Raw genomic sequence first — 11,341 nt, forward strand, 5'->3', positions numbered from 1 at the left:
CAGGACGTCGAGTTCTTCAGCAACCTGGCCACCCCCGCCGAACAGATCCACAACAAGGAAGCCAAGGGCGAGCATTACCTGCTTGAGGTCGACAAGCCGCTGGTGCTGCCGACCGGAGCCAAGGTGCGCTTCCTCGTCACCTCCGCTGACGTGATCCATTCCTGGTGGGTGCCGGCCTTCGCGGTCAAACGCGATGCGATTCCGGGGTTCGTCAACGAAGCCTGGACCCGTGTCGACAAGCCCGGCATTTACCGTGGCCAGTGCGCCGAACTGTGCGGCAAGGATCACGGCTTCATGCCGATCGTGGTCGAGGTCAAGGAGAAGGCCGATTACGAAACATGGCTCGCCGAGCGCAAGGCCGAAGCCGCGCAACTCAAAGAGCTGACCAGCAAGGATTGGACCCTCGAAGAGCTCAAGGAGCGCGGCGACAAGGTCTATCACACCGCTTGCGTCGCCTGTCACCAGGCCGAAGGCCAGGGCCTGCCGCCGATGTTCCCGGCGCTCAAGGGCTCGAAAATCGCCACCGGCCCGATCAAGGATCACCTGAGCATCGTCTTCCACGGCAAGCCCGGCACCGCCATGGCGGCGTTCGGCAAGCAGTTGTCGGAAGTCGATATCGCCGCCGTCGTAACCTACGAACGAAACGCGTGGGGCAACAACAAGGGCGACATGGTGACGCCAAAAGAAGTGCTGGAGCTGAAACAGGCGGAAAGCAAATGACCCGGTCTATTGCGTACTTCGTGAATCGGTCGGGGCTCCGCGCCCCGGCCTGCCCCGTCCACTCGCTTGAAGGAGACCGGCCATGAGCGCTGTCATCGATGACCACGGTCACGCCGACCACGCCCACGGCCCGGCCAAAGGCCTGATGCGCTGGGTGCTGACCACCAACCACAAGGACATTGGCACGCTGTACCTGTGGTTTGCGTTCTGTATGTTTCTGCTCGGCGGCTCGTTCGCCATGGTGATTCGCGCCGAACTGTTCCAGCCCGGTTTGCAGATCGTCGAACCGGCGTTCTTCAACCAGATGACCACCATGCATGGCTTGGTGATGGTGTTCGGTGCGGTGATGCCGGCGTTCGTTGGCCTCGCCAACTGGATGATCCCGTTGATGATCGGCGCGCCGGACATGGCCCTGCCGCGAATGAACAACTTCAGCTTCTGGCTGCTGCCGGCGGCGTTCCTGCTGCTGGTGTCGACCCTGTTCAGCCCCGGTGGCGGGCCGAATTTCGGCTGGACGTTCTACGCACCGCTATCGACGACTTACGCACCTGAGAGCGTGACGTTCTTCATCTTCGCCATCCACTTGATGGGGATCAGCTCGATCATGGGCGCGATCAACGTGGTCGCGACCATCCTCAACCTGCGCGCCCCCGGCATGACACTGATGAAAATGCCGCTGTTCGTCTGGACCTGGCTGATCACCGCGTTCCTGCTGATTGCGGTGATGCCGGTGCTGGCCGGGTGCGTGACGATGATGCTGATGGACATCCACTTTGGCACCAGTTTCTTCAGTGCTGCCGGTGGCGGTGACCCGGTGTTGTTCCAGCATGTGTTCTGGTTCTTCGGCCATCCCGAGGTGTACATCATGATCCTGCCGGCCTTCGGCGCCGTCAGCCAGATCATCCCGGCCTTCGCGCGCAAGCCGCTGTTCGGCTACACCTCGATGGTCTACGCCACGGCGAGCATCGCGTTCCTGTCGTTTATCGTCTGGGCGCACCACATGTTTGTGGTCGGCATTCCGTTGGTGGGCGAGTTGTTTTTCATGTACGCGACGATGCTCATCGCCGTACCGACCGGAGTGAAGGTGTTCAACTGGGCGAGCACCATGTGGCAAGGCTCGATGACCTTCGAGACACCGATGCTGTTTGCCGTGGCGTTCGTGATTCTGTTCTCCATCGGCGGGTTCTCCGGGTTGATGCTGGCCATCGCTCCGGCGGACTTCCAGTATCAGGACACCTACTTTGTGGTCGCGCACTTCCACTACGTGCTGGTGCCTGGGGCGATCTTCGGGATCTTCGCCTCAGCCTATTACTGGCTGCCAAAGTGGACCGGGTACATGTACGACGAAACCCTCGGCAAGCTGCATTTCTGGCTGTCGTTCGTCGGCATGAACCTGACCTTCTTCCCGATGCACTTTGTTGGGCTTGCGGGAATGCCGCGACGGATTCCGGACTACAACCTGCAATTCGCCGACTTCAACATGGTCTCCTCGATTGGCGCGTTCATGTTTGGCGCCACGCAGATCTTCTTCCTGTTCATCGTGATCAAGACCATCCGCGGCGGCGTACCGGCACCGGCCAAACCGTGGGATGGCGCGGAAGGTCTGGAGTGGAGCGTGCCGTCCCCGGCGCCGTATCACACCTTCAGCACACCGCCGGAAGTGAAATGAACAGCCAGCCCGGTGTGAACAGTGAGAAACCTGTGCAAGCACACAGGTCTTCTAAGACTGCACACAGACCCCTTGTGGCGAGGGGATTTATCCCCGTTCGGCTGCGCAGCAGTCGTAAATCCAGCAAATGGGGTGTGACTGATGCACCTCGATTACAGGTTTTGGGGCTGCTTCGCAGCCCAACGGGGATAAATCCCCTCGCCACAAGAGAGTGTTCACACCTGAGTAAGCAGTGCTGGACCAAGCCGGTCCCAACAGGGTTTTCGGTGGAGGACATGACCCATGGCTGACTCGATCTCACTGAAAAAACTCGTCACCCGCCTGCTCGGTGTAGTGGTAGCGATGTTCATTTTCGGGTTTGCCCTCGTGCCGATCTACGACGTGATGTGCAAGGCGTTCGGCATCAACGGCAAAACCGGCGGCCAGTACGAGGGCGAGCAGGTGGTTGATACCTCGCGCCAGGTGCGCGTGCAGTTTCTGTCGACCAACACTGCCGACATGCCGTGGGATTTCTATCCCAAGCATGACGAACTCACGGCCAACCCCGGCGCGGTCAACGAGATGATCTTTATCGCCCGCAACCCCACCGACAAACCGATGAGTGCGCAAGCCGTACCCAGCATCGCGCCGAGTAACGCCGCTGCGTATTTCCACAAGACCGAATGCTTTTGCTTTACCCAGCAGGTGCTGCAGCCCGGACAACAGATCGAAATGCCGGTGCGTTTCATTGTTGACCGCGACATGCCCAAGGAAGTGAAGCACCTGACGCTGTCCTACACGCTGTTCGATATCACCGCCCGACATCCACCGGTGGCTGCAAGCACTGGCGGTTGAGCGTGCCCGATAAGGAGAACAATAAATGGCAACTCATGAGCACTATTACGTTCCGGCCCAAAGCAAGTGGCCGATCATCGCCACGATCGGGATGTTGGTCACCGTGTACGGCCTGGCCGTCTGGTTCAACGATCTGAAGGCAGCGCGCCCGGAGTCCCACGGCCCGCTGATCTTTTTCGTCGGTGGCCTGCTGGTGGCGTACATGCTGTTCGGCTGGTTCGGCACGGTGATCAAGGAAAGCCGCGCGGGGCTGTACAGCGCGCAGCTGGATCGCTCGTTCCGCTGGGGCATGAGTTGGTTCATCTTCTCCGAGGTGATGTTCTTCGTCGCTTTCTTCGGTGCGCTGTTCTACGTGCGGCACATTTCCGGCCCGGCACTGGGGGGCGAAGGCCCCAAAGGGGTCGCGCACATGCTTTGGCCAAATTTTCAGTTCACCTGGCCGCTGCTGAACACGCCTGATCCGAAACTGTTCCCGCCGGCCAAGGACGTCATCAGCCCGTGGGGCCTGCCGTTGGTCAATACGGTTCTGCTGGTCAGCTCCAGTGTGACCCTCACCATCGCCCACCATGCGCTGAAGAAAGGCCATCGCGGCGCGCTGAAAATCTGGCTGGCGATCACCGTGCTACTGGGGTGCGCGTTCCTCGGCTTCCAGGTGGAAGAATACATCCACGCTTATAAGGAACTGGGCCTGACCCTGGGTTCGGGGATCTACGGCGCGACGTTCTTCATGCTCACCGGTTTCCACGGCGCCCACGTGACCATCGGCACGATCATTCTGTTTGTGATGCTGATGCGGATCATGAAGGGCCACTTCGACAACGAGCATCAGTTCGGCTTTGAAGCGGCGAGCTGGTATTGGCACTTTGTCGATGTGGTGTGGATCGGTTTGTTCATCTTCGTTTACGTGCTCTGAGGCAGCGCTAAAAAGGCGCGTGCGACACCAGTTGGCCGCTGTAGAAACCCCAGGCGATCAAGCCGACGGTTCCAGCGGCCAATGCCACCCGAACACTCAAGGCGATGACCAGGCGATTGGAGCTGCTGTCGTCCTTGACCAGGAAAAACAGGCCGCTGAACAGGCTGATCACCGTGGCAATCAGCATCAGGACGATAGCTGTTTTGAGCATGGGAAGACTCCGGGGGAAAGGCGATGCAGTTGAGTATAGCGATCGCAACGACTGACTTTTTGGCGCAGCCATGAAGCGCTTTCGCCCGGGTGTGATTCCGACCGTGGTGGTGGGGTTGTTGCTGCCGCTGCTGGTGTCGCTGGGCTTCTGGCAACTGGGTCGTGGCGCGGAGAAAACCGCCCTGCTCGCCAGCTACGCCGAACGCCGTGCCGCCGAACCAATGGCCAGCAGCGAATTACTGACCAGCGCCGACCCGGCCTATCGCCGCGTGCATCTGCAGGGCCAGTTCGATGGCGCCCACAGTCTGTTGCTCGACAATCGTCAGCGTGATGGCAAGGTCGGCGTCGAGTTGCTGCAACCGTTTCAGGATCAGGTCAGCGGGCTGTGGCTGCTGGTCAATCGGGGCTGGCTACCGTGGCCGGATCGACGCGTGGCACCGCAATTCAGCACGCCTTCCGAGGCGTTGGATATCGACGCCTGGGTCTATGTCGCCCCCGGCGCGACTTTCCAGCTCCACGCCGACCCGGTCAGCAACACATGGCCGCAAACCATCACCGCCGTCGAGCCGGCCAAGCTGTGGAAAACACTGGAGCGCGACGGCTACGCCTACGAATTACGCGCCGAACCCGGCCCGGCCAGCTATCAGGCCGATTGGTCAGTGGTCGCGATGGGCCCCGAAAAACACCTCGGTTACGCCGTGCAGTGGTTCGCCATGAGCATTGCCCTGCTCGGTCTCTACCTCTATCTCGGCTGGCATAACGCAAAGGAGAAACACCATGGGAACGGTCATGAATCCACCCAGCATGTCTGAAGCCAAAACCCCGGTCAGTCGCCGTCGCGGACGCATTCAACTGCTGCTGATCGTACTCGGCGTGGTCGGCCCGATGCTTCTCGCCACTGGCATGTACAAATTGCAGTTCTGGGTGCCGGAAGGTCGCAGCTATCACGGCGAACTGATCGGCAACGGCCAGACCCGCGCCGACCTCGGCGTGCAAGCCGAAGAACAGCGCTGGCAGATGCTGGTGACGGCGCCCAAAGACTGCGCGGTGGATTGCCAGCAGTTGGTGTATCTGGCGCGGCAGATCCAGATCGGCCTCGGCCGTGAAGCCGGGCGCGCCAGCCACGCCCTCGCCGCCGCGCAACCGCTGAGCAGCGATTACGACGCCAAACTGACTCGAGAATACCCACAGCTGCAACGCTATCCGCTGGATGCCGCGGCGTTCAGCAAAACGACGGGCGAAAAGGTCACGCCGCAGCTGTGGATCATCGATCCGCACGGCAACCTCGTGCTGCGCTACGACCCAAGTGTGAAGGGTAAGGATCTGCTCAACGACCTGCGTCACCTGCTGAAACTGTCGAACATCGGATAAGGGCATCGTCATGGCCAAACCTGGATTTCGCCTCGCGCTGTTTGCCACCCTGCTGGCACTGATAGTGGTGCTGCTCGGCGCCTACACGCGCCTGACCCACGCAGGTCTCGGCTGCCCGGACTGGCCGGGCTGCTATGGTTTTATCAGCGTGCCGGCCAGCGAAGCCCAACTGGCCCATGCCGAACTGCATTACCCCGAGGCGCCGGTCGAGGCACACAAGGGCTGGAACGAGATGATCCACCGCTACTTCGCCGGCGCCCTCGGCATGCTGATCGCAGTGTTGGCCGGTCGCGCGTGGGTCAATCGGCGTCATCCGGGCCTGCCTTTGAAACTGCCGCTGTTCTTGCTGGCGGTGGTGATCGCGCAAGCAGCGTTCGGCATGTGGACAGTGACGCTCAAGCTCTGGCCGCAAGTGGTGACCGGGCATTTGCTGGGCGGTTTCGCGACTTTGAGTCTGTTGTTTCTGCTGACCTTACGACTGTCCGGCGTATTGCCGGCCCTCACCGTACCCAAGCGTTTGCAGTATTGGGCGACGGCCGGACTGTTGCTGGTGATCGGCCAGATCGCCTTGGGTGGCTGGGTCAGTTCCAACTACGCGGCAGTGGCCTGCATCGACTTCCCCACCTGCCACGGCGAATGGCTGCCACCCGCTGATTTCGCCAATGGCTTTCACCTGACCCAACACATCGGCCCGAATTATCTGGGCGGACAACTCGACAGCGACGCACGCACGGCGATTCATCTGACCCATCGCATCGGTGCACTGCTGGTGACACTGGTGCTGCTCGGTCTGGCCTGGCAACTGAAAGTGGTCGGCATGACGCGACTGGCCGGGCTGGTGCTGATCGCTCTCGCCGCACAAATCACCCTCGGCATCAGCAACGTGCTGTTCCATCTGCCGCTGCCAGTGGCCGTCGCCCATAACGCCGGCGGCGCAGCATTGTTGTTGTCGATGGTGCTGGTCAATTATCACGCGCGCACCAGCCTGGTTCGGGTCAAGCAGCCGCTGATTGCGCGGTGGCGCCTGAGCCCGCGTAAACACTCGGCGGCGCCCATCACAATAAAAGGAGAAACGCCGTGGCGATTCTGATTGGCGAACGTCCCGCGCAGGCGTTGTGGCGCGATTATCTGGAACTGACCAAACCGAAAGTGGTGGTGCTGATGCTCATCACTTCGCTGGTCGGCATGTTCCTCGCGACCCGCGCCGGGGTGCCGTGGACGGTGCTGGTGTTCGGCAATCTGGGGATCGCGCTGTGTGCCGGCGGTGCGGCGGCGGTCAATCATGTGGTGGATCGGCGCATTGATGCGCTGATGGCGCGCACGCACAAACGGCCTTTGGCCGAGGGCCGGGTTTCACCTGCTGCCGCTCTGACCTTTGCGCTGGTATTGGCGCTGCTGGGGCAGGCGTTGTTGCTGACCTTCACCAATCCGCTGACTGCGTGGCTGACGCTCGCGTCGTTACTGGGTTACGCGGTGGTCTACACCGGTTTCCTCAAACGCGCGACGCCGCAGAACATTGTCATCGGTGGCCTGGCCGGCGCCGCGCCACCGCTGCTCGGCTGGACCGCCGCCACCGGCCATTTCAGCGCCGAACCGTTGCTGCTGGTACTGATCATCTTCGCCTGGACCCCGCCGCACTTTTGGGCGCTGGCGATCCATCGCAAAGAGGAATACGCCAAGGCCGACATCCCGATGCTGCCGGTCACCCACGGCGAGCACTACACCAAAGTGCACATTCTGCTGTACACCTTTGCGCTGCTGGCGGTGAGTCTGCTGCCCTATGTAATCCACATGAGCGGCGTGCTTTATCTCGTATGTGCTCTCGCCTTGGGCGCGAGGTTTCTGCAATGGGCCGTGGTGCTGTACCGTGGCACTCGGCCGCACGCGGCGATCAACACCTTCAAGTACTCTATTTATTACTTGTTCCTGTTGTTCATCGCCCTGCTCGTAGACCACTACTTACTGTTGAACCTATGACTCGAACCCAGAAAACCGTCTTCATCCTCGTCGCCGTGGTCGCGTTGATCCTCGGCCTTACCGTCAACAAAGTGCTGAGCGGCAAGGGCCAGGGCGACCCGACCGCGCTGATCGACGCCGGCATCATCCTGCTGCCGCAAAGCCGCAATCTGCCGGACGTGACGATGACGGATCAGGACGGCAAACCGGTCGCGATCAATGAACTCAAGGGCAAGTGGAGCCTGCTGTTTTTCGGCTACACCTTCTGCCCGGACATCTGCCCGACCACCCTCGCGCAGCTGCGCCAGATCAAAAGTGAACTGCCGAAAGACGCTGTGGACAAGTTGCAGATCGTGCTGGTCAGCGTTGACCCGAACCGCGATAACCCGAAGCAGTTGAAGCAGTATCTGGGCTACTTCGATCCGCAATTTATCGGCCTGACGCCGACCTCGATCGAAGAACTGCAGAAAGTTGCCAACGCGGTGAGCATTCCGTTTATTCCGGCGGATACCAGCAAGCCGAATTACACGGTGGATCACAGCGGCAACCTGGCGGTGATCGGGCCGGACGGGACGCAACGCGGGTTTATTCGGGCGCCGCTGAACAACGCGAAACTGGTGGTGCAGTTGCCGGTGATGCTTAACCGCAAGTAAGTCACCACTGGAAGCACCGGGAACCCTTTGTGGCGAGGGGATTTATCCCCGTTGGGCTGCGAAGCCGCCCCAAAAACCTGCAACTGCGGTGTATCAGGAATACCGTGTGCAATGATATTGCGACTGCTGCGCAGTCGAACGGGGATAAATCCCCTCGCCACAAATGCGGTGCGGTATTCAGGCAAAAAAAGGGGCGCATTCAATGCGCCCCTTTTTCATTGCCGCAATCTGAATCAAAACGCCGGCAACACCGCACCCTTGTACTTCTCGGTGATGAATTTCTTCACTTCCGGGCTGTGCAGGGCCGCGGCCAGTTTCTTCATCGCGTCGCTGTCCTTGTTGTCCGCACGGGACACGAGGATGTTCACGTACGGCGAGTCGTTGCCTTCGATCACCAGCGCATCCTTGGACGGATCGAGCTTGGCTTCCAGCGCGTAGTTGGTGTTGATCAGCGCCAGATCAACCTGAGTCAGCACGCGCGGGATGGTCGCGGCTTCCAGTTCACGGAATTTCAGGTCTTTCGGGTTTTGCGCGATGTCTTTGATGGTCGACAGGATGTTGGTCGGGTCCTTCAGAGTGATCACACCAGCCTTGGCCAGCAGCAACAGCGCACGGCCGCCGTTGGTGGCGTCGTTCGGGATCACCACGTTGGCGCCGCCCGGCAGTTCTTCGATCTTCTTGATCTTGCTCGAGTACGCGCCCAGTGGTTCCAGATGAACACCGGTCACGGCAACCAGGCTGGTGCCCTTGGCCTTGTTGAACTCATCGAGGTACGGCTGGTGCTGGAAGAAGTTGGCGTCCAGACGCTTTTCGGCAACCTGTACGTTCGGCTGAATGTAGTCGGTGAAGACTTTGACCTTCAGATCCACGCCTTCTTTGGCCAGTGCCGGCTTCACGAATTCGAGGATTTCGGCGTGCGGCACAGGGCTGGCGGCAACGGTCAGGGTTTCGGCGTGGGCCGAGAATGCCGCAACGGCAGCGAAAGCAGCGATCAGTTTTTTCATTCAGCTAACTCCTTTTCATGGCGCCCGTTTGGCGCCTGCCAGCGAATGGCCGGCTCATGTAATTTCAAAACCGGTTATTTGCGCGAGAAATGCACGACCAGTCGGTCGCCTACCATTTGCAGCACTTGCACCAGAATCAGCAGCAACACCACGGTGACGATCATCACGTCAGTCTGGAAACGCTGGTAGCCGAATCGGATCGCCAGGTCACCCAAACCACCGGCGCCGACCACACCGGCCATCGCCGTGTAGGAAACCAGTGTAATCGCTGTCACGGTAATCGCTGCAAAGATGCCCGGGCGGGCCTCTGGCAGCAACGCATTGACGATGATCTGCCGAGTGGTCGCGCCCATCGACTGGGTCGCTTCGATGATGCCGCGATCGACTTCACGCAGCGCAGTTTCCACCAGACGTGCGAAGAACGGTGTTGCCCCCACCACAAGCGGCGGAATCGCCCCGGCCACACCCAGCGAGGTGCCGGTGATCAGCACGGTGAACGGGATCATCACGATCAGCAGAATGATGAACGGCAGCGAGCGCAGGATGTTCACCGCCAGCGACATGAACGCGTAGACACCACGGTTTTCCAGCAACTGACGCGGGCTGCACAAAAACAGCAGCACACCCAGCGGCAGGCCGAGCAGCACGGTGAACAGCAGCGAACCGCCGAGCATCAGCATGGTGTCGCCGGTGGCCAGCCAGATTTCGAACCAGTCGACATTGGCGAAGAAATTCATAAAGGCTTCCATTAACGCAGCACCTCCATGTGAACGTCAGCGGCGGTGAAGCGGGCGAACGCCGCTTCCATGTCGCCACCGGTGACGGCGAGGGTCAATTGCCCGTACGGAATGTCTTTGATGCGATCGATACGACCGGCAAGGATGCTGTAGTCGACACCGGTTTCCCGGGCGACAGTACCGAGCAACGGCGCGTAGGTCGCTTCGCCCTGGAAGGTCAGACGCACGATACGGCCCGGCACGTGAGCGAAGTCGTCGCGCTGTTCGCTTTCGTCAACCTGCTCGCTTTCCTGCACGAAACGCTTGGTGGTCGGGTGCTGTGGATGCAGGAACACATCGGCCACCGAGCCTTGCTCGACGATCACGCCGGCATCCATCACGCCAACCTGATCGCACACGCGGCGGATCACGTCCATCTCGTGGGTGATCAGCACGATGGTCAGCTTCAGCTCACGGTTGATCTCGGCCAGCAATTGCAGGACCGACGCCGTGGTCTGCGGGTCAAGGGCACTGGTGGCCTCGTCGCACAGCAGAATCTTGGGCTTGGTTGCCAGGGCGCGGGCGATGCCGACGCGCTGCTTCTGGCCGCCGGACAGCTGCGCTGGGTACTTCTTGGCGTGATCGGACAGACCAACCCGCGCCAGCAACTCGGCCACGCGCTTGTCGATTTCGCTGCTTGACAGCTCACCCGCCAGAGTCAGCGGCAACGCAACGTTGTCGGCAACAGTCTTGGACGCGAGCAGGTTGAAGTGCTGGAAGATCATCCCGACTTGCTGGCGGAAACGGCGCAGGCCATTGGCGTCCAGCGCGGTGACTTCTTCGCCGTCGACGAAGATCTTGCCGCCACTGGATTCTTCCAGGCGATTGATCAGACGCAGCAGGGTACTTTTTCCCGCACCGGAATGACCGATCAGACCGAAGACCTGGCCGTTCTCAATCTTGAGACTGGTCGGGTGCAGGGCGGGGATGTCCTTACCGGCGACGCGGTAAGTCTTGTGGACGTTTTGAAACTCGATCACGTAGCGAACCTTGTGGGGCGCGTTAGAAAAGGATCAGCGGTTAGCCGGGCGCGCATTTTAGCCTGTCCGTATAGAGGTTCTTAGCATTTATTTCGCAATTAACCTTCGATTTGGCAATAAGAAGATCAAAGGTCATAAAAAAGGAACGGCTGGCGATGCTCATCAGTCACTACGTAAGCGACTTGAAACCCTGGGTGCCGTGCCCGGGAACCACTCAAGAGTCCTCGGCACATCCCGGGGTCAAACGAGGAGTTT

13 protein-coding genes are annotated in these 11,341 nt (G+C 60.3%); 9 read left to right on the forward strand and 4 right to left on the reverse strand.

Annotated features, from left to right (window positions below; genetic code table 11):
* The 4 genes from ACIQVE_RS14000 to ACIQVE_RS14015 form a co-directional block, all read left to right on the forward strand.
* The coding region (locus ACIQVE_RS14000; RefSeq protein WP_402809113.1) for a c-type cytochrome at positions 1-720 on the forward strand (720 nt) is incomplete at its 5' end.
* Positions 721-802: 82 nt separating this feature from the next.
* Complete coding sequence (gene ctaD / locus ACIQVE_RS14005) at positions 803-2,389, forward strand: cytochrome c oxidase subunit I (protein WP_402809116.1); 1,587 nt, start codon at positions 803-805, stop codon at positions 2,387-2,389.
* Positions 2,390-2,671: 282 nt separating this feature from the next.
* Positions 2,672-3,223, forward strand: a complete 552-nt coding sequence (locus tag ACIQVE_RS14010; RefSeq protein ID WP_402809118.1) for a cytochrome c oxidase assembly protein — start codon at positions 2,672-2,674, stop codon at positions 3,221-3,223.
* A 25-nt stretch (positions 3,224-3,248) separates the two neighbouring features.
* Positions 3,249-4,136 (forward strand): cytochrome c oxidase subunit 3, encoded by an 888-nt coding sequence (locus ACIQVE_RS14015; protein ID WP_402809121.1) that lies wholly within the window; start codon positions 3,249-3,251, stop codon positions 4,134-4,136.
* A 7-nt stretch (positions 4,137-4,143) separates the two neighbouring features.
* Here ACIQVE_RS14015 and ACIQVE_RS14020 read toward each other — a convergent pair whose 3' ends face one another.
* The gene (locus ACIQVE_RS14020) at positions 4,144-4,347 is read right to left on the reverse strand and encodes a twin transmembrane helix small protein (RefSeq protein ID WP_402809124.1); all 204 of its coding nucleotides are present in this window, start codon (positions 4,345-4,347) and stop codon (positions 4,144-4,146) included.
* Between the two features lie 70 nt (positions 4,348-4,417).
* Between ACIQVE_RS14020 and ACIQVE_RS14025 the strand changes: the two genes are divergently transcribed.
* The 5 genes from ACIQVE_RS14025 to ACIQVE_RS14045 are packed head-to-tail and all read left to right on the forward strand — an operon-like array spanning position 4,418 to position 8,326.
* Positions 4,418-5,158 (forward strand): SURF1 family protein, encoded by a 741-nt coding sequence (locus tag ACIQVE_RS14025; RefSeq protein WP_402809127.1) that lies wholly within the window; start codon positions 4,418-4,420, stop codon positions 5,156-5,158.
* A complete protein-coding gene (locus ACIQVE_RS14030) occupies positions 5,124-5,717 on the forward strand; it encodes a hypothetical protein (RefSeq protein ID WP_402809128.1) in 594 nt (197 codons plus the stop codon). Before ACIQVE_RS14025 ends, ACIQVE_RS14030 begins: the two co-directional genes overlap by 35 nt.
* Positions 5,718-5,727: 10 nt before the next feature.
* The gene (locus ACIQVE_RS14035; RefSeq protein ID WP_402809130.1) at positions 5,728-6,807 is read left to right on the forward strand and encodes a heme A synthase; all 1,080 of its coding nucleotides are present in this window, start codon (positions 5,728-5,730) and stop codon (positions 6,805-6,807) included.
* Positions 6,795-7,694 carry a heme o synthase gene (cyoE, locus tag ACIQVE_RS14040; RefSeq protein ID WP_402809132.1) on the forward strand — a complete coding sequence of 300 codons (900 nt, stop codon included), beginning with the start codon at positions 6,795-6,797 and terminating at the stop codon, positions 7,692-7,694. The genes ACIQVE_RS14035 and cyoE overlap by 13 nt, the downstream gene beginning before the upstream one ends.
* On the forward strand, positions 7,691-8,326 hold the full coding sequence (locus ACIQVE_RS14045) for an SCO family protein (protein ID WP_402809135.1): 636 nt from the start codon (positions 7,691-7,693) through the stop codon (positions 8,324-8,326). Before cyoE ends, ACIQVE_RS14045 begins: the two co-directional genes overlap by 4 nt.
* A gap of 233 nt (positions 8,327-8,559) precedes the next feature.
* Here ACIQVE_RS14045 and ACIQVE_RS14050 read toward each other — a convergent pair whose 3' ends face one another.
* The 3 genes from ACIQVE_RS14050 to ACIQVE_RS14060 all read right to left on the reverse strand — a co-directional run bounded on the left by ACIQVE_RS14050 (position 8,560) and on the right by ACIQVE_RS14060 (position 11,086).
* Positions 8,560-9,330: a MetQ/NlpA family ABC transporter substrate-binding protein gene (locus ACIQVE_RS14050; protein WP_150605084.1), complete on the reverse strand. Its 771-nt coding sequence runs from the start codon at positions 9,328-9,330 to the stop codon at positions 8,560-8,562.
* Between the two features lie 74 nt (positions 9,331-9,404).
* Positions 9,405-10,079 carry a methionine ABC transporter permease gene (locus tag ACIQVE_RS14055; protein ID WP_402809137.1) on the reverse strand — a complete coding sequence of 225 codons (675 nt, stop codon included), beginning with the start codon at positions 10,077-10,079 and terminating at the stop codon, positions 9,405-9,407.
* On the reverse strand, positions 10,079-11,086 hold the full coding sequence (locus ACIQVE_RS14060) for a methionine ABC transporter ATP-binding protein (protein WP_402809139.1): 1,008 nt from the start codon (positions 11,084-11,086) through the stop codon (positions 10,079-10,081). The genes ACIQVE_RS14055 and ACIQVE_RS14060 overlap by 1 nt, the downstream gene beginning before the upstream one ends.
* Positions 11,087-11,341 lie beyond the last annotated feature (255 nt).

It is taken from the genome of Pseudomonas sp. NPDC098747 (assembly GCF_044760045.1).
In the GTDB taxonomy this organism is placed as follows: Bacteria; Pseudomonadota; Gammaproteobacteria; order Pseudomonadales; family Pseudomonadaceae; genus Aquipseudomonas.

Coding starts and splice junctions, on each gene's coding strand:
- ACIQVE_RS14010 (WP_402809118.1), top strand. CDS start 2,672: ATGGCTGACTCGATCTCACTGAAAAAACTCGTCACCCGCCTGCTCGGT.
- ACIQVE_RS14030 (WP_402809128.1), top strand. CDS start 5,124: ATGGGAACGGTCATGAATCCACCCAGCATGTCTGAAGCCAAAACCCCG.
- ACIQVE_RS14055 (WP_402809137.1), bottom strand. CDS start 10,079: ATGGAAGCCTTTATGAATTTCTTCGCCAATGTCGACTGGTTCGAAATC.
- ACIQVE_RS14020 (WP_402809124.1), bottom strand. CDS start 4,347: ATGCTCAAAACAGCTATCGTCCTGATGCTGATTGCCACGGTGATCAGC.
- ACIQVE_RS14025 (WP_402809127.1), top strand. CDS start 4,418: ATGAAGCGCTTTCGCCCGGGTGTGATTCCGACCGTGGTGGTGGGGTTG.
- ACIQVE_RS14045 (WP_402809135.1), top strand. CDS start 7,691: ATGACTCGAACCCAGAAAACCGTCTTCATCCTCGTCGCCGTGGTCGCG.
- ACIQVE_RS14015 (WP_402809121.1), top strand. CDS start 3,249: ATGGCAACTCATGAGCACTATTACGTTCCGGCCCAAAGCAAGTGGCCG.
- ACIQVE_RS14035 (WP_402809130.1), top strand. CDS start 5,728: ATGGCCAAACCTGGATTTCGCCTCGCGCTGTTTGCCACCCTGCTGGCA.
- ctaD (WP_402809116.1), top strand. CDS start 803: ATGAGCGCTGTCATCGATGACCACGGTCACGCCGACCACGCCCACGGC.
- ACIQVE_RS14050 (WP_150605084.1), bottom strand. CDS start 9,330: ATGAAAAAACTGATCGCTGCTTTCGCTGCCGTTGCGGCATTCTCGGCC.